Annotated in this window: 19 protein-coding genes; 15 read left to right on the plus strand and 4 right to left on the minus strand. The window is 61.3% G+C overall.

Annotated elements, in window-relative coordinates:
• Entirely contained in the window at positions 1–2,304 is a 2,304-nt protein-coding gene (locus GM655_RS05925) for a xanthine dehydrogenase family protein molybdopterin-binding subunit (protein WP_155433635.1), read from the plus strand.
• A 27-nt stretch (positions 2,305–2,331) separates the two neighbouring features.
• Here the strand turns inward: GM655_RS05925 and GM655_RS05930 are convergent, their stop codons facing one another.
• The gene (locus tag GM655_RS05930; protein WP_155433636.1) at positions 2,332–2,751 is read right to left on the minus strand and encodes a thioredoxin family protein; all 420 of its coding nucleotides are present in this window, start codon (positions 2,749–2,751) and stop codon (positions 2,332–2,334) included.
• 120 nt (positions 2,752–2,871) lie between these two features.
• Between GM655_RS05930 and tsaB the strand changes: the two genes are divergently transcribed.
• The 4 genes from tsaB to GM655_RS05950 are packed head-to-tail and all read left to right on the plus strand — an operon-like array spanning position 2,872 to position 6,041.
• On the plus strand, positions 2,872–3,585 hold the full coding sequence (tsaB, locus tag GM655_RS05935; RefSeq protein WP_155433637.1) for a tRNA (adenosine(37)-N6)-threonylcarbamoyltransferase complex dimerization subunit type 1 TsaB: 714 nt from the start codon (positions 2,872–2,874) through the stop codon (positions 3,583–3,585).
• Positions 3,582–4,052, plus strand: coding sequence for a ribosomal protein S18-alanine N-acetyltransferase (rimI, locus tag GM655_RS05940; RefSeq protein ID WP_348694207.1), 471 nt, complete (start codon positions 3,582–3,584; stop codon positions 4,050–4,052). Before tsaB ends, rimI begins: the two co-directional genes overlap by 4 nt.
• 5 nt (positions 4,053–4,057) lie before the next feature.
• Positions 4,058–5,068, plus strand: a complete 1,011-nt coding sequence (locus GM655_RS05945; RefSeq protein ID WP_229632382.1) for a uracil-DNA glycosylase — start codon at positions 4,058–4,060, stop codon at positions 5,066–5,068.
• A complete protein-coding gene (locus GM655_RS05950; RefSeq protein WP_371866715.1) occupies positions 5,061–6,041 on the plus strand; it encodes a DUF1853 family protein in 981 nt (326 codons plus the stop codon). The genes GM655_RS05945 and GM655_RS05950 overlap by 8 nt, the downstream gene beginning before the upstream one ends.
• A gap of 45 nt (positions 6,042–6,086) precedes the next feature.
• On the opposite strand, the gene lplT is transcribed toward GM655_RS05950, so the two are convergent.
• A complete protein-coding gene (gene lplT, locus GM655_RS05955; RefSeq protein WP_155433640.1) occupies positions 6,087–7,349 on the minus strand; it encodes a lysophospholipid transporter LplT in 1,263 nt (420 codons plus the stop codon).
• A 128-nt stretch (positions 7,350–7,477) separates the two neighbouring features.
• Between lplT and alr the strand changes: the two genes are divergently transcribed.
• The 5 genes from alr to GM655_RS05980 all read left to right on the plus strand — a co-directional run bounded on the left by alr (position 7,478) and on the right by GM655_RS05980 (position 13,078).
• The gene (alr, locus tag GM655_RS05960; protein WP_155433641.1) at positions 7,478–8,572 is read left to right on the plus strand and encodes an alanine racemase; all 1,095 of its coding nucleotides are present in this window, start codon (positions 7,478–7,480) and stop codon (positions 8,570–8,572) included.
• A 2-nt stretch (positions 8,573–8,574) separates the two neighbouring features.
• Positions 8,575–9,951 (plus strand): DNA repair protein RadA, encoded by a 1,377-nt coding sequence (gene radA, locus GM655_RS05965; RefSeq protein ID WP_155433642.1) that lies wholly within the window; start codon positions 8,575–8,577, stop codon positions 9,949–9,951.
• Between the two features lie 123 nt (positions 9,952–10,074).
• Entirely contained in the window at positions 10,075–10,374 is a 300-nt protein-coding gene (locus GM655_RS05970; RefSeq protein WP_371866716.1) for a PilZ domain-containing protein, read from the plus strand.
• A gap of 104 nt (positions 10,375–10,478) precedes the next feature.
• A complete protein-coding gene (fliD, locus tag GM655_RS05975; protein ID WP_155433644.1) occupies positions 10,479–11,852 on the plus strand; it encodes a flagellar filament capping protein FliD in 1,374 nt (457 codons plus the stop codon).
• A 125-nt stretch (positions 11,853–11,977) separates the two neighbouring features.
• Positions 11,978–13,078 (plus strand): polyamine ABC transporter substrate-binding protein, encoded by a 1,101-nt coding sequence (locus tag GM655_RS05980; RefSeq protein WP_155433645.1) that lies wholly within the window; start codon positions 11,978–11,980, stop codon positions 13,076–13,078.
• 310 nt (positions 13,079–13,388) lie between these two features.
• On the opposite strand, the gene GM655_RS05985 is transcribed toward GM655_RS05980, so the two are convergent.
• On the minus strand, positions 13,389–13,856 hold the full coding sequence (locus GM655_RS05985; protein WP_155433646.1) for a SixA phosphatase family protein: 468 nt from the start codon (positions 13,854–13,856) through the stop codon (positions 13,389–13,391).
• Position 13,857: 1 nt separating this feature from the next.
• Complete coding sequence (gene ppk1, locus GM655_RS05990; protein ID WP_155433647.1) at positions 13,858–15,954, minus strand: polyphosphate kinase 1; 2,097 nt, start codon at positions 15,952–15,954, stop codon at positions 13,858–13,860.
• A 299-nt stretch (positions 15,955–16,253) separates the two neighbouring features.
• Here ppk1 and pstS point away from each other — a divergent pair, with 299 nt between their 5' ends.
• The 5 genes from pstS to phoU all read left to right on the plus strand — a co-directional run bounded on the left by pstS (position 16,254) and on the right by phoU (position 20,883).
• Positions 16,254–17,300, plus strand: coding sequence for a phosphate ABC transporter substrate-binding protein PstS (gene pstS, locus GM655_RS05995; protein ID WP_155433648.1), 1,047 nt, complete (start codon positions 16,254–16,256; stop codon positions 17,298–17,300).
• Positions 17,301–17,444: 144 nt separating this feature from the next.
• Positions 17,445–18,440, plus strand: coding sequence for a phosphate ABC transporter permease subunit PstC (gene pstC, locus GM655_RS06000; RefSeq protein WP_155434161.1), 996 nt, complete (start codon positions 17,445–17,447; stop codon positions 18,438–18,440).
• Positions 18,437–19,294 carry a phosphate ABC transporter permease PstA gene (pstA, locus tag GM655_RS06005; protein ID WP_155433649.1) on the plus strand — a complete coding sequence of 286 codons (858 nt, stop codon included), beginning with the start codon at positions 18,437–18,439 and terminating at the stop codon, positions 19,292–19,294. Before pstC ends, pstA begins: the two co-directional genes overlap by 4 nt.
• A 19-nt stretch (positions 19,295–19,313) precedes the next feature.
• Positions 19,314–20,132, plus strand: coding sequence for a phosphate ABC transporter ATP-binding protein PstB (gene pstB / locus GM655_RS06010; RefSeq protein ID WP_229632384.1), 819 nt, complete (start codon positions 19,314–19,316; stop codon positions 20,130–20,132).
• Positions 20,133–20,169: 37 nt separating this feature from the next.
• Positions 20,170–20,883, plus strand: a complete 714-nt coding sequence (gene phoU / locus GM655_RS06015; RefSeq protein WP_155433650.1) for a phosphate signaling complex protein PhoU — start codon at positions 20,170–20,172, stop codon at positions 20,881–20,883.
• Positions 20,884–20,888 lie beyond the last annotated feature (5 nt).

Below are 20,888 nucleotides of genomic sequence, written 5' to 3' on the forward strand. Positions count from 1 at the left end.
ATGCAGCAAGATCAGCAGGCGCCACAGCCTGTCCCTGTCCGGTCATCGCGCCGGCGTTTCATCTTCGGCGGCGCAGCAGCGCTGGGGGCACTGGTGGTGGGCTGGGGCGTGCTGCCGCCGCGCCAGCGCCTGCATGCCAGTCATCCCTTGCCACTGAGCGGCGACGCCGTGGCGCTGAACGGCTGGATAGCACTGGGTGCCGATGGCAGCGTGATGCTGGCCATGCCGCGCAGCGAAATGGGGCAGGGCATACACACGGCCTTGCCCATGCTGGTGGCAGAAGAACTCGATGTGCCGCTCGAGGCGATCCGGCTGGTACAGGCGCCCATCGATAAAATCTACGGCAACATTGCCATGCTCAAGGATGGCCTGCCGTTCCACCCCGATGATGATGGCCGCCTGAAGGCAGCCGCTAGCTGGATGGTGGGCAAGGTCGCGCGCGAGCTGGGGCTGATCATCACGGGCGGTTCGTCCAGCGTCAAGGATGGCTGGTTGCCCATGCGTGAGGCGGGTGCCACGGCCCGTGCCATGCTGCTGGCTGCAGCGGCCCGGCAATGGCAGGCCCGCGTGGCCGACTGCCGCACCGAGCAGGGTTATGTGATCCATGCGGACGGGCGCCGTCTGGCGTATGGCGCACTGGCCCATGCGGCCGTGACGGCCACGCCGGCCGAAGTGGTGCTGAAGGCGCCGCAGGAGTTCAAATTGATAGGCCGTTCCCAGCCGCGCCGCGATGCGGCGGCCAAAGTCAATGGCAGTGCCGTATTTGGTATCGATGTGCGGCCCGAGGGCATGGTGTATGCGGCCGTGCGCATGGCGCCCGTGATCGGTGCCAGCGTGGCGAAAGTCGAACCGGCCGCCGTGCTGAAAATGCCCGGCGTGCTGCAGGTGGTGGACTTTTCCGCCGCGCTGCCTGCGCGCACAGGCGCTGGTGCCGGCGTGGCTGTGCTGGCGCGTAGCTATTGGCAGGCCAGACAAGCCGCACTAGCCTTGCCGCTCGAGTGGCAAGAGGGGCCGGGTGCCCGTCTGAATAGCGCCGCCATTTATGCCGATATGGCGGCCCGCCTGGACAGTGAAGCGGGCCACACTTATTACGCACAGGGCGATGCTGAAGGCGCCATGCAGCAGGCAAGTAGCGCGGCTGGCGTGCGGCGCATTACGGCCGAATACCGCGCACCCTACCTCGCGCACGCGGCCATGGAACCAATCAACTGTACGGCCCAGGTCAAGGATGGCAAGGTCCGCCTGTGGGTGCCCACCCAGTCACCCGGCTTTGCCGTGCAGGCGGCCGCCAAGGCTGCCGGTGTGGCGGAGGATCAGGTCGATCTGGTGGTTACCATGCTGGGTGGCGGCTTTGGCCGCCGACTCGACGTAGACATGGTGTCGCAGGTGGTGGCCGTGGCCAAACAGGCTGGCGGCGTGCCCGTGCAGATGATCTGGAGCCGCGAAGAGGATACCGGCCACGATGTCTATCGTCCGGCTGCGCTGTCGCGCTTTCAGGCTGCGCTCGATGGGCAGGGGCGCGTGCTGGGGCTGGTGTGCAAATCGGCCAGCGGTTCGGTGTCGCACCAGTTCTTCGCGCGCAATCTGGGCCTGCCTGCGGGCGGCCCCGATAAGACCACGGCCGAGGGCGAGTTCGATATGCAGTATGAATTCCCCCATCAGCGCATCAGCCATGTGATCGTCGATAGCGCCGTGCCGCTGGGCTACTGGCGCTCGGTCGGGCATTCGCATAATGCCTTCTTCAAGGAGAGCTTTATCGATGAACTGGCCCATGCAGCGGGGCAGGATAGTGTGAGCTTCCGGCGCGGCCTGCTGCAGCGCCATCCGCGCCATCTGGCCGTGCTCGATGCGGCCGTGGCGCGCGCCGGTACGCCAGCAGCAGGGCGCGCCCATGGCGTGGCGCTGCACCAGTCTTTTGGCACCATCGTGGCGCAAGTGGCTGAAGTGGCGATCGAAGACGGCCAGATCCGCGTCTACAAAGTGGTGTGCGCGATCGATTGCGGCATCGCCGTCAATCCCAACATCATAGCCCAGCAGGCTGAATCGGCTGTGCTGTTCGGGCTGTCCGCAGCGCTGTATGGCGCCATCACCATCCAGGATGGCAAGGTCGAACAGAGCAACTTCCACGACTACCCCGTGCTGCGCATGCCGCAGGCGCCGGAGGTGGAAACGCTGATACTGCCTAGTGCCGAACATCCGGAAGGGATGGGCGAACCGGCCACGCCGCCGATAGCGCCGGCGGTGGCCAATGCCGTGTTCAAGCTGACGGGTAAGCGCTTGCGCAGTTTGCCGCTGACGCTGTAACGAGGCGGGGCCGGCTGGTGCTGCGCGTCAGTCCGTCAGCAGCGTGCGCAGATTGCAGTCGTTCTGCCAGTCGCGCCGCTCGGCACTGCTGGCCGCTTGCGCAACCAGCTCGGTCTCACTGAGCGCAGCCTGCGCCGTGATCAGGCGGTGCGCCACGCCGGCATCGGGCAGGGTGGTGCCGAAGAAGGCCACCACGTCGTCATGCTGGATCAGCAGGGTAGGGAAGTTTTCTACGTCAAGATCGCCCACCACGTCGGCGTGGTCTTCGATATCGATCCAGACAAACTGCTTGTCCGGATGGCGGCTGGCCAGTTCTTCGAAAGTGGCGCGGTAGCTGCCGCAGGTGCCGCACCATGCGGCGCAGAGGCAGGCCACCACCCAGCCTTCGCCAGCGATGGCGGCGGCCAGTTCCTTGCGGTTGTCGGCGTTCAGGGTGATTACAGGCATGGCCAGAGTCAGAGTTTTAGTCGGATGCGGGTTCAGGCTGGGGCGGCAAGCCGCCTAAGGGGCGTATTTTACATGGCCGAGCGGGGTCGCGCCTGTTAGCGCGGCAGGTTAAAATAGGGGATGCCTATTATTCTTGCCATTGAAACTTCGTCCGAACTGGCTTCCAGCGCGCTGCTGCGCGATGAGTCGGTGCTGAGCCGCGTCTCGTCCGGGGTGCGCACCCACTCCCAGTCGGTTTTGCCGATGATACAGGAGCTGCTGGCCGAAGCCGGTATCGCCCTGCGCGATTGCGACGCGATTGCCTTCGGTTCCGGTCCCGGTTCCTTCACGGGCGTGCGTACAGCCTGCGGCGTGGCGCAAGGACTGGCATTTGGTGCCAGCCTGCCGGTGGTGCCGGTGGTGACGCTCGATGCGATGGCGCTGGCCTGCCATCAGCAGCATGGCGCTCAGGACGTGCTGACCGTGCTCGATGCGCGCATGGGCGAGGTGTACTGGGCGCAGTATCAGTTTGGCGCCGATGGCAGTCCGCGGACGGTGCTGGCGCCTGTGCTGTCGGCACCGGCTGCGGTGCAGCCGCAAGGGGCGCCGCTGGCATGCGGCAATGGCCTGTCGGCCTATGCGGAAGCATATGCTGATACGCCACTGGCGCGCGGCGATGCTGCTATCATGCCGCATGCAGTACAGATCGCGCAGTTGGCGGCGCGGGCGTTTGCCGCAGGGCAGACGGTGACGGCGGCCGAAGCCCAGCCGCTCTACCTGCGCAACAAGATCGCCTACACCCAGGCCGAACGGGCTGCCATGGCTGCCGCCAAAGCGGCGGAGGGCGGCGCGTGAAACCGGTGTGGGATCTGGCGCGGCTGCAGTACGAGCCTATGCAGCCGGCCGATCTGCTGGAAGTGGCAGCACTGGAGGCGAGCGTCTATCCCCATCCGTGGAGTCTGGCCAATTTCGAGGATTCGCTGCGCAGCCAGTATCAGGCATGGGTGCTGCGCGACCAGAGCGGCAGCCTGCTCGGCTATTTTCTTGTCATGGCCGTAGTCGATGAAGCCCATTTGCTCAATGTCGCCGTGGCGGCAGACCAGCAGGGTAAAGGGCTGGGGCGTTTTCTGCTGAATCAGGCCGTGGCGTGTGCGCGCGGGCTGGGCATGGAATCCATGCTGCTGGAAGTGCGGCCTTCGAACACGCGGGCGCTGGAAATCTACGAGCGCTATGGCTTCAAACACATAGGCCGGCGCAAGGGCTATTATCCGGCCGCTAACGGACAACGCGAGGACGCACTGGTGATGCGTTTCCTGCTATGAGCGCCATGGATAAACGTTCGGCCATATTCCTCGACGAGATGGGCATAGGCGTGCAATGGCAGTTGCGCCAGCGCCCGGCCGCGCCCGCTGCCAGCGAGCTGCCCGCCGAGGCGGAGCCGCTGGCCGATGCCGCGCAGGACGAAATTGCGCCGCCGACTATGGAAGCGGCAGAGTTGCCGGTTCTTGAGCATTTAGCAGCGACGGCAGCAGCACCTGCAGCAGCGACGGCGGCTGTGAACACGGCAGCGCCGATGGACGCTGTGACGATGGCACCGGCCTCGCCCTCGGCGCCAGTCGCCGCCCCGTCCCCCGTTTCAGTTCCAGCTTCGGCATTGGGCAAGACTGCCGGTGCAGAAGACATGTCGTGGTTCGACGATGTCCCTGCGCCGATAGTGGCACCGACCCTGAAGGGCAAGCCGGCTGCGGTAGCTGCCGCACCGCTGTCCGACGCCGCGATTGCCGCGCTGGATTGGCCTGCTCTGCAGAGCGCCATCAGCCATTGCACGCGTTGCTCGCTGTGCCAGAGCCGCCAGCAGCCCACCATCGGACGGGGCAGTCAGACGGCTAGCACCATCGCAGTGGTGGCTGCTGCATCGGCACAGGACGAAGCGGCAGCAGAACTGGTATCGGGCGACGCCGGCCAGTTACTAGGCAATATGCTGGGCGCTATTGAGCTCGATCTGGCCGGCGATGTGTATCTGACGGCGCTGGTGAAGTGTCGCCCCGTGGACGAACAGGGGCAGGCGCGCGCGCCCAGTGCGGCGGAACTGCAAGCCTGTCGGCCGTATCTGGAGCGCGAACTGGCGCTCACGGGGGCAACGCTGGCCATCACCTTCGGCCAGCATGCAGCGCGCGGCCTGATGCTCGGTGCTGCCGCACGGGGCAGCGTGATGACCTATGGCGCCAGCGGTCTGCCCGTGGTCGCCACCTATCATCCTGACGATCTGCTGCAACGTCCACAGGACAAGGCCAAAGCATGGGCCGACCTGTGTCTGGCAAGGTCGGTGCGTGACTAATCCTCTGCTCGCGCAAGGCGATGCCTATCAGGCTGGCTTTGCGCAGCGCTGGGGCCATCTGGCCCATCCCCATGTGCGGGCGCTGGCCTGGCTGCTCGATGCGCCCGATCTGCTCGACCCCGCCGCGCCCCAGTGGCAGGGGCAGGTGGCCACGCTAGGGCCGGTGAGTGCAGCCGTGGCCGACTGGCTGGCTGCACTGGACCGCCAGCCGGCCGCGCTGGAAGCGGCCTTAGGTCAGCACCGCCAGACCCGTCTCGGTAAATACGCCGAACTGCTGATGGCCTTCTATTTTGCCGCGCAAGGCCAATTGCATGCGCACGGCCTGCAGGTGCGCGCCAGCCGTAATGACACCGTGGGCGAGTTCGATTTCCTGCTGAATGCCGGCGATGGCCTGCAGCACCTTGAGTTCGCCACCAAGTTCTATCTGCTCGATGCCGCTGCGGCCAGTGATTTCAGTGGCCTGATCGGCCCGAATCTGGCTGATACGCTGGGCGCCAAGATGCGCAAGATCTTCCAGCAGCAGCTGTCCCTGTCGGCCCATCCGGCGGCGCAGCCTTTGCTGTCCAAGCCCGTGACGCAGGCGCAGGCGCTGGTCAAGGGCTGGCTGTTCTACCCGCCGCAAACTCCGGCGCAGATGTCCGGCATCTCCAACACACATTGCCATGGCTACTGGCTGACGCGCAGCGCAGCGACGCAACTGGAAGGCGAGCGCTTTGTGCTGCTGCCCCGGCTGCAATGGCTGGCGCCCGTGCGCTTGCCGCTGGCGGCGGCCGGCGAGGCGGCCGTGCTAGCTAAGGCCGAGCTGCTGCTGGCGCTGGACGACCAGCAGGCGCAACTGCCTGCGCCGGTGATGGTGGCCCATCTGGCACCTTACGGTGAAAGTCTGGTGGAAGTGCGGCGCGGCTTTGTGGTGCCTGATGCGTGGCCTGAACTGGCCGTGCAGCGCCGCCAGAGCGGCGCGCTGCCGGTCTGAACCAGCGTCAGCGTAACGCTGTGGCGGGCCGGCGCAGGCCGGGGGTCAGTGTTTGGCTTCGCCGATCAGCGCGACGGAATCGAACTCGCGCTGGTTGGCCTGATGCTTGCGCAGGATGAACAGCATGGTGCCGGCGAGGAACAGGCCGAACAGCACGATGATCACGTCCAGATTCAGGTGGGCGCGCAGCATCAGCGAGTACACGGCCAGCATGGTCAGGATGGACAGATTCTCATTGAAGTTCTGCACGGCGATGGAATGGCCGGCGCTCATCAGCACGTGGCCGCGGTGCTGCAGCAGGGCGTTCATCGGTACCAGGAAGAAGCCGCCCAGCAGGCCGACCAGGATCAGCAGCGGGTATGCCACTTTGACCGAGGTCACCAGCGTCATGCTCATCACGATCACGCCCATGGCTATGCCCATGGGAATCACGGCCAGCGACTTGCGCAAGGCGATGAAGCGGGCCGACAGTACGGCGCCCAGCGCCACGCCGATGGCCACTACGCCGACCAGACTGGTCGACTGTTCATAGCTCAGGTGCAGCGTGCGGTTGGCCCATTCCAGTACGATGAATTGCAGGGTCTGGGCAGCGCCCCAGAACAGGGTGGTGACGGCCAGCGAAATCTGGCCCAGTTTGTCTTTCCACAGCAGGGTGACGCAATTGGAGAATTCGCCGATCAGCTTGATCGGGTTGCGCTCCTGATGGCCGTACACGCAGCCCGTGTCGGGAATACGGGTATTGAACAGGGCTGCTAGGGCATAAATGGCCACCACCACGCACAGCGCGGCTTCCGGTGCCGTGTCGATGCCGGTATCGAAGAAGGGCAGGTCGAACGACAGCAGGAAGCCCGATACCTGTGCGCCCACCAGTTTGCCGCCCAGCACGGTGCCGAAAATAATCGACAGCACGGTCAGGCCTTCGACCCAGCCGTTGGCGGCAACAAGTTTCTCTGCGGGAAGTAATTCAGTGAGGATGCCGTATTTGGCGGGCGAGTAGACGGCGGCGCCGAAGCCCACCAGCGCATAGGCGAGCAGCGGATGGACGTCGGCAAAGATCAGTAAACAACCTGCAACCTTGATCAGGTTGGAGATGAACATGACCTTGCCCTTAGGCATGGAATCCGCGAAAGCGCCGACAAATGCGGCCAACAGCACGTAAAACAGTGTGAACGAGAGTTTCAGCAGCGGGGTGATCCACGCTGGCGACTTCATGGTAACCAGCAAGTCTATCGCAACGAACAGCAGTGCATTATCCGCCAGAGAGGAGAAGAACTGCGCTGCCATGATGGTGTAGAAACCACGCTTCATACTGGATGCCTGAAAACTTATCTGGCTTGCTTTATACCATGCTTTGTTCGTATCCCCAAGAATTGCACCGCGCGCTAGAGGCGGCACACGGTAAAATACGGGCTTCTCTGATTTTGCGTATTGTGATTATGCCTAGGCCTATACTCGCTACCATCCACGTTGATTCCCTGAAACATAACCTGGCGCTGGCCAAAGCGCAGTCGCCCGGCGCGCGCGCTTGGGGCGTACTCAAGGCGAATGGCTATGGCCACGGGCTGGAGCGGGCCATGCGCGGCTTTGCCGAGGCGGACGGGTTGGCGCTGGTGGAAGTCGATTATGCCGTGCGCCTGCGCGAACTGGGCTGGACCAAGCCCATCTTGCTGCTGGAAGGTTTTTTTGACGCGCAGGATATCGAGACCATGGCCGAGCACAATCTGCAGGCGGCTGTCCACTGCAATGAACAACTGGCCTGGCTGGAAGCGGCGCAGGAGCGCCTGACGGCGTGCGGCGTGCGATTTGATCTGCATCTGAAAATGAATAGCGGCATGAACCGGCTAGGTTTCATGCCGCAAGCCTTTGCCGCGGCCCATGCCCGTTTGAGCGCGATTTCCTGCGTGGCCAGCATCACCATGATGACCCACTTCGCCAATGCCGATGATACCGAGCATCCGCTGCTGCCTATCGCCGAGCAGATCCGCCGTTTTGAAGCGGGTACGGCCGGACTGGAAGGCGCGCGCAGCCTGTCCAATTCGGCCGGCGTGCTGCTGCACCAGAAAACCCTGCGCAATGACTGGATACGTCCCGGCATCATGCTGTACGGTGCCACCCCGGGCGGCGCCACGGCCGAACAGTTCGGCCTGCAGCCAGCCATGACGCTGAGCAGCGAGATCATCGGTGTGCAGGAAATCGCCGATGGCGAGCTGGTCGGTTACGGCAGCCGTTTCCAGGCCGAAGGCAAGATGCGCATCGGCGTGGTCGCTTGCGGTTATGCGGACGGCTATCCGCGGCACGCGCCGCTGGGTACGCCCGTGCTGGTGGATGGTGTGCGCACCCGTCTGATCGGCCGCGTGTCGATGGATATGCTGACGGTGGACCTGACCAATTTGCCGCAGGCTAAGATCGGCAGCAAGGTGGTACTGTGGGGCCGTGGCAATCCTATCGATGATGTGGCCACGGCGGCCGGTACCATAGGCTATGAGCTGATGTGCGCGCTGGCGCCGCGGGTGCCGGTGGTGGAAGGCTGAGCATGGCCAAGGCGAAAACCCAGTACACCTGCAGCGAGTGCGGTGCCACAGCCAATAAATGGACGGGGCAGTGCAGCGCGTGCCAGCAGTGGAATACCATGGTGGAAACGCTGGTGGAAACGGGTGGCAACAACCGCTATTCCCAGCCCCAGCATCTGTCGCTGGCGCAGACGGCCCCCGTGCTGTCGCTGGCCGATATCGATGCCATCGATGTGCCCCGTTTCGGCACCGGCATCGAAGAATTCGACCGCGTGCTCGGAGGCGGGCTGGTGGCCGGCGGTGTGGTGCTGATAGGCGGCGACCCCGGCATCGGCAAGTCCACGCTGCTGCTGCAGGCGCTGGCGAATGTGTCGCATCTGAAAAAAGTGCTCTATGTAAGTGGCGAGGAGTCGGGCGCTCAGATCGCGCTGCGGGCCAAGCGGCTGGCCATCGATGCACGCGAGCTCAAGCTGCAGGCGGAAATCCAGCTAGAAAAAATTCTCGCCACGCTGGCCGACCTGAAGCCGGAAGTGGCCGTGATCGACTCGATCCAGACCCTGTATTCGGATGCGCTGAGTTCGGCTCCGGGCTCGGTTGCGCAGGTGCGCGAATGCGCGGCACAGTTGACGCGCGTGGCCAAGCAGACCGGCATCACGATTATTCTGGTGGGCCATGTGACCAAGGAAGGGGCGCTGGCTGGCCCGCGCGTGCTCGAGCACATCGTCGATACCGTGCTGTATTTTGAAGGCGATAGCCATTCTAGCTTCCGGCTGGTGCGCGCTATCAAGAACCGTTTCGGCGCTGTCAATGAGCTGGGCGTGTTTGCCATGACGGAAAAAGGCCTGAAGGGCGTGTCCAACCCGTCGGCGCTGTTCCTGTCCCAGCACGACAATCAGGTGCCCGGCTCGTGTGTGATGGTGACGCAGGAAGGCACGCGTCCGCTGCTGGTGGAAATCCAGGCGCTCGTCGATGCCAGCCACCAGCCCAATGCGCGCCGCCTGTCCGTGGGGCTGGAACAGAACCGGCTGGCCATGCTGCTGGCCGTGCTGCACCGCCATGCGGGCATCGCTGCCTTCGATCAGGATGTGTTCATCAATGCCGTGGGCGGGGTAAAGATTACCGAACCGGCGGCCGATCTGGCCGTGCTGCTGGCGATTCATTCGTCGATGCGCAACAAGCCGCTGCCGCGCGGCTTCGTGGTGTTCGGCGAAGTGGGGCTGGCCGGTGAAATTCGTCCTGCGCCGCGCGGCCAGGAACGTTTGCGCGAAGCGGCCAAGCTGGGCTTTTCGATAGCGATGATTCCGAGTTCAAATGCGCCCAAGCAGCCTATCGAGGGCATGAGCATACTGGCCGTCGACCGTATCGATGATGCCTTTACCAAACTGCGCGAAATCCAGTAAACCTGTATTGTTATGTTTGTCCGCTGATAGCGCGGAAATACTGGAGAATAGAGTGGTTTGCAGGTTAAAAGCCGGCAAAGTGTTAGTACAAAGGATAGGAAATTGTTAGCAGATCAACGAGCTGTGCCACGTAAGATTTTAAGAGCAAAAGTTATGGTGGCGATGGATGGTATGCCACCTTATCAGGGTCGCACCATCGATATTTGTCCGCAGGGCTTGTCGCTGCATTTTGACCACAAGCTCAATCCCGGCCAGACGGGCCAGATGATGTACGAGATTTTCATTGATGGCAAAGCCCAGGTGCTGACCTGCCGTTGCAAGGTCAGCCACTGCATCTTCAGCGGCGACCAGTTCAAGATCGGCTTCCAGTTCGTCAATCCTGATGCGGCCGTTACGGCGGCCATCGCCAAATATATGCGCTAGGCAGGGCCAGTCGTACGAGCAGAACACGATTTCCGATTCTGCTCGCGGCTTTAAAAATTCCATCATGTTGCATACTATGTAAGTAATTGTGATCGGATCTCACCATGGCCACCTCCACCATCAATACCGCCGCCACCAGTAGCGGTACTTCGCTGTCGACCGACGTCTACAACCGCGTCCAGAAGACCATGTCTGCCCAAAACGGGGTGGCCACCAAGCTCAACACGGCGCTCAAGGCCGATCAGACCAAGCTTTCCGGCCTGGGCCAGCTGAAAAGCGCCTTGTCCGCTTTCCAGACGCTCGCGGCCAGCCTGAGCGGTAGCGGCCTGAGCACGAGTGCCAGTGTTTCCGCCAAGTCCGTGCTGACGGCCAGCAGCAGCGGTGCCGCCAAAGCGGGCACCTATGCGCTCGATATCAAGCAACTGGCACAGGGCCAGTTCCTCACCAGCGACGCATTTGCCGCTTCGGACAGCAAGCTCGGCAGCGGCGCGGTGACCACCGTCAAGATCGATTTCGGCACGGCCAGCGCCAAGGGTTTTACCATCAATGGCAGCGCCAGCAGCAAAGCCATCACCATCGATAGCAGTAACAATACCCTGGACGGTATTGCCGCTGCGCTCAAGGCGGCCGGGGTGGATGCCAAGGTGGTCAAGGATGAAGACGGCAAATATGCGCTGGCCCTGACGGGCGCTAGCGGGGCCGCCAACAGCATGCGCATCAGTGTCTCGGGCGATGCGGCACTGAAAAGCCTGCTCAGCTTTGATCCCGATGGTACGCAAAAGCTCAAGCAGGGTGCGGCCGCCGGCGATGCCGTGCTGACCGTGGGCGACAAGCAGATCACCAGTGCCAGCAATACGCTGGACAAGGCCATTGCCGGCCTGACGCTGAAGTTGACGGGCACCGGCAAAACCGAGGTGACGGTGACGCAGGATGCCAGCCAGATCGGTAATAACCTGAAATCCTTTGTTTCCGCCTACAACGAGCTGAACAAAAAGCTGCAAGCCTTGCAGAAAGGTGATCTGAAAGGCGATACGGCACTCAATCAGGCCGTCAGCCAGTTCAATACGCTGCTCCGATCTGGTGGCGGCGTATCGCAGTCGGCACTCGCGACAGCCGGGCTGGGACAGGATGCGAATGGCAATCTGGTGCTCGACGATAAAAAATTGCAGGCCGCCTTGAAAACCGATGCGGGCGCAGTCAGCAAACTGTTTACCAACGAAGGCCGCGGCCTGGCCGATCTGCTGGCGACGCAGGCCGGCAGCCTGACGGGCGACAGCAGTGTGCTGAAGCGGGAAACTACGCAGGTGAGCAAGGAAATTACCAGCATTAACGCCAAGCGGGCTAGCCTGAGCAAGGCGCTGACGGCACAGGCGACAGCACTGGCGGCGCTGTACTCGGCGCAGGCGCAGACGGGTTCGGGCTCGGCCATCAACGGCGCTGCTGGCAGTGCCGGCACCCTGTTCGACATGCTGGGCTGAGCCAGCGCAAGTACCAGCGCCAGTTCTGGCCCCGTTTAGGCGTATTTTTCTACAGAACTCCTTGCATCCCTGCCAGCTATGCCCGATCATGCGGGCTAGTGATAGATTCCTATTTCGGAGGTGTTATGGCAGGGAAGTTCGTTGGCAGTCTGATGCTGGCAGCCGGTCTGATGGCTGGTGCAGCGCAGGCGCAAGAGGAAAAAGTCCTCAATATCTACAACTGGTCGGATTACATCGCCGACGATACCGTGAAAAACTTTGAAAAAGAGACCGGTATCAAAGTACGCTATGACCTGTTTGATAACAACGAGATTCTGAATTCCAAGCTGACCGCAGGCAAGTCGGGCTACGACATCGTCGTGCCGACGGCGCAATGGGCCCGGCTGCAGATCGATGCCAAGCTGCTGCGCAAGCTGGACAAGAGCAAGCTGCCGAATCTGAAAAACATGGATCCGGCCATCCAGGCCAAGCTGGCCAGCATAGACCCGAACAATGAATACCTGATCGACTGGCTGTGGGGCTATACCACGGTCGGCATCAATGTGAACAAGGTCAAGGCCGCACTGGGCGGCATGCCCATGCCGGACAATGCCTGGGACCTGATCTTCAATCCGAAATATGCGGCCAAGCTGAAATCCTGCGGTGTGTCCTTCCTCGATTCGCCATCGGAAGTGCTGCCTGCGGCCCTGATCTATCTGGGCAAACCGGCGTATTCGAAAAACGCGGCCGATTACACGGAAGCGGGCAAGCTGCTTCAATCGATCCGCCCTTACATCACCCTGTTCAGCTCTTCGGGTTATATCAACGACATGGCCAATGGCGCGGTCTGCGTGGCACTGGGCTGGTCGGGCGACATCAATATTGCGCGTCAGCGCGCGATCGACGCCAAAAACGGCAATGTGATCGAAGTGCTGGTACCCAAGACGTCGGCCGCACTTGTGTTCGACACCATGGCGATTCCAGCCGATGCGCCGCACCCTAACAATGCCCACCTGTGGATGAACTACATCATGCGGCCCGAAGTGCATGCCAGCCTGACCAACAAGGTGTTCTATGCCAACCCGAATTCGGCCAGTGTGAAATTCGTGCGCAAGGATATTGCGAACAACCACACGGTGTTCCTGACCGATGCCGACAAGCAGCGCATGGCCGCTCCGGAAGCCGTACCGGCCGATATCCGCCGCAACATCACGCGCATCTACACCAAGTTCAAGACCGGCATGTAAGCAGTCCGGCGGGGCCGCGCCTTGCGGCTCCGAAAAAAAACTAAGGCGCCGGCAGCGGTTTGCTGCGGGCGCCTGTCAGGCTCTAGGCCATACTGGCTATTCGTGATAGCGGTCCATCAGTTTGTGTTTGCTGCCGCGCATTTCGACAATAATTTCATACACGACTAGGGCGATCATTCCGCCGAAGATCCCCATGGTGAGCAAGGTAAACATGCGATCCTCCCTCCGGTTGATACGCTTTCACTCTAGCAGCCAATTGCCGTTTTACAAGGCTCGTTCCACGGGATTTTTGCGCTAGCTCAGCTTGTCTCTATTTCATCACCAGATCGGCTGCCATCACGGCTTTCAGGTAGAGGCTGGCCGGATCGCCGGCATCGCGCTGGCAGAACCACCACGCGCTGGCCTTGCGCATTTCCCAGTCCATATCATCGCCCGTCATCAGCAAGGCGGCCACCTGTCCCAGCGTGGGTTGGTGGCCCACCACCAGCACGGAATCCTTGTTGCCGGGCCAGTTGGCCGCTTTTAGTATGTCGACCGGGTCGGCTCCGGGCGCCAGATCGTTGTGGATGCGGTATTTGCGGCCCAGTGCTTCGGCCGTCTGCAGCGTGCGGATGGCCGGGCTGACCAGCACCTTGCAGCTATCGGGTAGCTGCGAGCCCAGCCACTGGCCCATGCGGCGCGCCTGCTTCTGGCCCTTGCCGGTCAGCGCACGTTCCAGATCGGACGTGCCCGGCTGAGGGTCTTCGGCTTCAGCATGGCGCCACAGGATCAGATCCATTTCACTCCTCCAGTTGCGGGCTAGGCGTGCCCAGCGTTTCCATCAGGTGCTGCTGGGCGCTCAGGGCCGCCTGCTTGGCGCGTGGTTTGCGCCGCTGATACTGGCCGCTAGGTTCCAGTTCCCACGCGTTGGTGTTGTCCTTGAGGTAAGGATTCAGCCCTTCCGCCAATACCCGACGTTTCAGTTGCTTATCCAGTACGGGGAAAGCCACTTCGATACGGCGGAACAGATTACGGCTCATCCAGTCGGCACTGGCCAGCAGGATGTCGTGCGCCAGATCGTTGCGGAAGTAATAGATCCGGCTATGTTCGAGGAAGCGGCCTATGATGGAGCGCACGCGGATGTTTTCCGACAGGCCCGGTACGCCGGGTTTGAGGGTACAGGCGCCGCGTACGATCAGATCGATCTTCACGCCATCTTTGGAAGCCGCATACAGCGCGCGGATCACCGATTCGTCGACCAGTGCATTGATTTTAACAATAATCCGTGCCGGCCGTCCCGCGCGCGCGATACGTGCTTCGTTGCGGATGGCCTTGATGATTTCGTTCTGCAGCGCGAACGGCGCCAGCCACAGGTGCGACAGGCGGTGCGGCTTGGTCAGGCTGGTCAGGTGGATGAAGACTTCATTGACTTCGCGCGCAATGCCATCGTGGCAGGTCAGCAGGCCGAAGTCGGTATAGAACTTGGTGGTGCTGGCGTGGTAATTGCCCGTGCCGAGGTGGGCGTAGTAGCGCAGCTTGTGGCCTTCGCGCCGTATCACCAGCGCCACTTTGGCATGGGTTTTCAGACCCACCACGCCATACACCACCTGCGCCCCGGCCTGTTCCAGCTTGTCGGCCCAGTTGATATTGGCTTCTTCATCGAAACGGGCTTTGAGTTCGACGATGACGGTGACTTCCTTGCCTTGCTGCGCCGCGAGTATCAGCGATTCCATCAGGTCCGAATTCATGCCGGTACGGTAGATGGTCTGCTTGATGGCTACCACATGGGGATCGGTGGCGGCACTGCGGATGAAGTCTATGACGGTCTGGAAAGTCTGGTAGGGGTGGTGCAGCAGAATATCGTGCTGGCGCAGTTCGGCAAAAATATCGAGGTTGGCATTTTTGCGCGCATTGCCGGGGATGAAGGGCGGGAAGCGCAGCGCCGGTTTGTTGACGTGATCGGTGATTTCCGTCAACCGCACCAGATTCACGGGGCCGTTCACAGCGTACAGGCGGCTCTGGTCGAGGCCGAACTGGTTGAGCAGGAACTGCGACAGTTCGGGCGGGCAGTTCATGGCTACTTCCAGCCGCACGGACTTGCCGAACTGGCGGCCTTGCAGCTCGCCTTTGAGGGCCTGACGCAGATTCTTCACTTCATCCTCGTCCACCCACAGATCGCTGTCACGCGTGACGCGGAACTGCGAATAGGCCAGCACTTCGCGGCCGGCAAACAGGTCGGAGATGTGGGCGTGGATCACCGAGGACAGCAGGCAGAACGATACGCCGCCATTGTCCGACAGATGATCGGGCAGGCGGATAATCCGTGGCAGTACGCGCGGTGCTTTCACAATGGCAATCGCCGTGCCGCGCCCGAAAGCATCTTTGCCGGACAGCGAAACGATGAAGTTGAGGCTCTTGTTAACCACCTGCGGGAACGGGTGGGCCGGATCGAGGCCGATAGGCGTGAGCAGGGGGCGCACTTCCTGATCGAAATATTCCTTGACCCAGGCACGCTGGGCTTCGTTGCGCTCGTTGTGGCGCACCAGATGCACACCGGCTTCGGCTAACTGAGGCAACACTTCCTGGTTGAGGATTTCATACTGGTGGGCCACCAGTGCATGGCATTCGTCGCTGATGCGGTTGAGTGTGGCGACCAGGGCAGGGTGGTTGGACAGCGTGCCATCGATGGTGCCGGCTGCCAGCAGGCTGGCGACGCGCACTTCGAAGAATTCATCGAGATTGCTACTGGCGATGCACAGGTAGCGTAGTCGTTCCAGCAGCGGAATCGAACGGTCCTCGGCCTGAGCTAGCACACGCCGGTTGAACATCAGTTGCGAAATCTCCCGGTCGAGGAAGGCGGAGGTCTTGCTTATGTCAGCGGACAGGTCTGGCTTCATGTCTTTTTGTTCACCTTGCAATTATTGCATTCTACGCCAGGTAGCGTAATTGTTGTGAGTGTAAGCATCAAATATGACAAGTTCGTGACATAAGCTGTCATAAAAGCCTGTCACAAACCATGAAATATGACAGCCCTCGACGTCATATTAGTCCCGTTGCGGCGAACTTTTCATAGTGCGTTCCGTCTATTCCAGTAATGCTGGAGGAAATTTCAAGTTTTTTTGTTCATGTCATAAAGCTGTCACATACGCTGGTTAGACTGCGCAGCATCCTAACCCGTCATAACAAAGGACTTGATATGCGACTGAAACACTTGTTTTCCTCTCTGGTAGTTGGCGCGGCTGCTGTAATGGCATTCTCGTCCGCTGCTCACGCCGCCGATATGACCGGCGCCGGCGCAACCTTCCCATACCCTATCTATGCCAAATGGGCGGAAGCGTACAAAGCCAGCACCGGTAACGGTCTGAACTACCAATCGGTCGGCTCGGGCGCCGGCATCAAGCAAATCAAAGCCAAAACCGTGGACTTCGGCGCTTCCGATATGCCACTGAAAGCAGAAGAACTGGACGCCGAAGGCCTGATGCAGTTCCCGGCCATCATGGGCGGCGTGGTCACCGTGGTGAATCTGGATGGCGTGACCCCAGGCCAGCTGAAGCTGACCGGCCCTGTCGTGGCTGATATCTACCTGGGCAAGATCACCAACTGGAATGCACCAGAAATCGCGGCCCTGAACCCGGGTGTGAAAATCCCTGCCGGCGAAATCACCGTGGTACACCGTGCTGACGGTTCCGGTACTTCCTTCCTGTTCACCGACTACCTGTCGAAAACCAGCCCAGCCTTCAAAACCCAGATCGGTGCCGGCACCGCAGTCAAGTGGGTAGTAGGCGTAGGCGGTAAAGGTAACGAAGGCGTTGCTGCCAACGTACAGCGTATCAAAGGTTCGATCGGCTACGTCGAGTGGGCTTACGCCAAGAAAAACAAGATGGCGCACACCCAGCTGAAAAACAAGGATGGCAACTACCTGCAGCCTGACGACGACTTCTTCAAAGCTGCTGCTGCCAATGCAGAATGGACCAAGACCCCAGGCTTCGGCGTGGTGCTGACCGACCAGGCTGGCAAGAACTCGTGGCCTATCACCGGCGTGTCCTTCATCCTGATGCACAAAGCTCAGGCCGATGCGACCAAAGGCAAGGAAGTCATCAAGTTCTTCGACTGGGCCTTCAAGAACGGCGGCGCTGCTGCAGTGGAACTGGACTACGTGCCTCTGCCACCAGCAGTCGTGAAACAGGTACAGGATGCCTGGAAAGCTAACCTGAAAGACGCTTCGGGCAAAGCCATCTACTAATCCTCAGTCCCTTCGCCGCCACGGCGGCGAGGGGGTTAGCCTGCGCTACCCGGGTGGGCAGCGCAGGCTAGCTTCCATCGACGAGATCACAATATGAGTGCTGACATCACTTCCACGCCCTTGAATACCAACGAGCCAGTCCAGATGGCAACAGCCGCCGCCAATACCGATGCCGAACAGGCCGCCCAGCGCGCCATGCATCGCACTATGCGCAACCAGCGCATCCAGGACTTCTTCTTCCACAAGACCACCATGCTGTTCGCCCTGTCCGTGCTGGCAGTGCTGCTGGGGATTATCGCTTCGCTGATGGTGGGCGCCTGGCCTGCGTTCAAGGAGTTCGGCCCGCGTTTCATCACCACGGTGGAATGGGATCCGGTCAATGACCAGTACGGCGCGGCCATCGCCATCGTCGGCACGCTGGCCACTTCCGGCATTGCGCTGCTGATCGCTTTCCCGGTCAGCTTCGGCATTGCCCTGTTCCTAACTGAAATTTGCCCGACCCCGCTGCGCCGCCCACTGGGCACGGCCGTGGAGCTGCTGGCCGGTATCCCGTCCATCATCTACGGCATGTGGGGCTTGTTCGTGTTTGCGCCGCTGTTCGGCGACTATGTGCAGCCGCTGATGAAGAGCGTGCTGGGCCCGCTGCCTATCATCGGCCAGTTCTTCAGCGGCCCCACCATGGGCATAGGCATCCTGACTGCGGCCCTGATTCTTGCCGTGATGATCATTCCTTTCATTTCCTCGGTCATGCGCGACGTGTTCGAAATCGTTCCGGCCGTGCTGAAGGAATCGGCCTATGGCCTAGGTTGCACGCGCTGGGAAGTGGTGCGTAAGATCGTGCTGCCTTACACCAAGACTGGTGTGGTGGGCGGCGTGATGCTGGGCCTGGGTCGCGCACTCGGTGAAACCATGGCTGTGACGTTCGTGATCGGTAACGCCAACAAGCTGTCGTGGTCGCTGTTCGCGGCCGGCAACTCGATCGCTTCCACGCTGGCCAACGAGTTCGCCGAGTCGGATACGCCGCTGCATACGTCCTCGCTGTTCGCACTGGCCCTGATCCTGTTCGTCATCACCTTTATCGTTCTGTCCGCCGCCAAGCTGATGCTGGCTGGCATGTCTCGCAAGGAAGGCGTCAAATGAAGCAAGTTATGAATCCGGTGTACCGCAAGCGTCTGCGCATGCACCGCATCGGCATCGCGCTGTCGGTGGGCGCCATGTCCATCGGTCTGCTGGTGCTGGCCTGGATCCTGATCACGCTGGCCGTGAAAGGTTTCGGCGCCCTGAGCCTGAATATGTTCACCCAGACCACGCCGGCCCCGGGCAGCGAAGGCGGCGGCCTGATGAATGCCATCTTCGGCACGGTGATGATCGTCAGCCTGTCGACGCTGATCAGCACGCCGATCGGTATTCTGGCCGGCATCTATCTGGCCGAATACGGCGAAGAGAACAAGGTGGCCAACCTGACCCGCTTCGTCACCGACATCATGCTGTCGGCCCCGTCCATCGTGATCGGCATGTTTGTCTGGGCCATGTACGTGGCGACGGCCAAGCACTACTCGGGCTACGCCGGTTCCATCGCGCTGGCCCTGATCGCCGTGCCGGTGGTGGTGCGCACCACCGACAATATGCTGCGCCTGGTGCCGAACAGCCTGCTGGAAGCTGCATTCGCACTCGGTGCGCCGCGCTGGAAGGTGGCGCTGATGGTGCGCCTGCGCGCCGTCAAAGCCGGGGTGATCACGGGGGTGCTGCTGGCCGTAGCGCGTATCTCGGGCGAAACGGCACCGCTGCTGTTCACTGCCCTGAACAACCAGTTCTTCAGCGCTGACATGAATGGGCCTATGGCCAACCTGCCGGTGGTGATCTACGGTTTCGCCATGAGCCCTTACGACAACTGGCGTGAACTGGCGTGGGGCGGAGCCCTGCTGGTGACGTTTAGCGTGCTGGCGCTGAACATCCTGTCGCGTACCGTGTTTAGCCAGAAACAACCGAATTAATCTGATAGAGCGAGTATCCATGAATACCCAACTGAGCGCAGAAAACGTGGTAGCCAAGCAGAATAGCGTGGCCGTGAACGGCAAACCGAAAATTATCGAAATCCAGGGCCTGAACTTCTTCTACGGTAAGAGCCAGAGCCTGCACAACGTCAACCTCGACATCCACGAGAAACAGGTCACGGCTTTCATCGGCCCTTCGGGCTGCGGCAAATCGACGCTGCTGCGCACGCTGAACCGCATGTACGACCTGTATCCGGGCCAGCGCGCGGAAGGCTCGATCCGCTATCGCGGCCACAATATTCTGGAGGGCACGCAGGACGTCAATATGCTGCGCGCCAAGGTGGGCATGGTGTTCCAGAAGCCTACGCCGTTCCCGATGTCGATCTACGACAACATCGCGTTCGGCGTGCGCCTGTATGAAGACCTGTCCAAAGGCGAGATGGACGAACGGGTGGAATGGGCGCTGAAAAAAGCCGCGCTGTGGACCGAGGTGAAGGACAAGCTGAACAAGAGCGGCCTGTCGCTGTCCGGCGGTCAGCAGCAGCGTCTGTGCATCGCCCGCGGCGTGGCCGTGAAGCCGGATGTGCTGCTGCTGGACGAGCCGACTTCGGCGCTGGACCCGATCTCGACTTCCAAAGTGGAAGAGCTGATCAGCGAGCTGAAAGGCGATTACACCATCGCCATCGTGACCCACAATATGCAGCAGGCCGCCCGTTGCTCGGACTACACGGCCTATATGTATCTGGGCGAGCTGGTGGAATTCGGCGAGACGGACCAGATCTTCATGAATCCTGCCCGTAAGGAAACCCAGGATTACATCACCGGCCGTTTCGGCTGATCAACCTTATAATACCCATACGATTACGGAGAGCAGCATGATCGGTGAGCATTCATCCAAACAGTACGACAACGAATTAGAGTCCATCCGCTCCAAGGTATTGCTGATGGGCGGCATCGTCGAGACCCAGTTTCTCGACGCCATGACCTGCTTCCGCATCGGCAACCCTGAGCGGGCCGACCGCGTAATGCGCGAAGACGACGCCGTCAACCAGCTGGAAGTGTCGCTCGACGACGCCTGCAGCCACCTGATCGTGCGCCGCCAGCCGGCAGCCAACGATCTGCGCACCATCATGGCCACCATCAAGGTGATTACCGATTTGGAACGCATCGGCGACGAAGCCACCAAGATTGCCCGTATCGCCAAGGCCCTGCATGCACGCGGAACCGTCACGGTGAGCCACTATGAAATGGTGCGCGGCATCGCCACCAATGCCAGCGACATGCTGCACGACGCGCTGGATGCCTTTGCGCGCAACGACGGCAAACGCGCACTGCAGCTGATCGCGCAGGATGCCGTGATCGATCACGAATTCCGTTCCATCATGCGTAACCTGATTACGTTTATGATGGAAGACCCGCGCACCATTTCGGCGGCACTCGATACGCTGTGGGTAGCCAAGGCCATCGAGCGTATCGGCGATCATGCCAAGAATATTGCAGAATATGTGATCTACGTCGTCGATGGTAAGGACATCCGCCATACCAAGACTGCGCAGATCGAAAACAGCGCCCCCGAGCAGGCGGAGTAAATTGC

Source organism: Pseudoduganella danionis (genome assembly GCF_009720775.1).
Taxonomy (GTDB): Bacteria; Pseudomonadota; Gammaproteobacteria; order Burkholderiales; family Burkholderiaceae_D; genus Rugamonas; species Rugamonas danionis.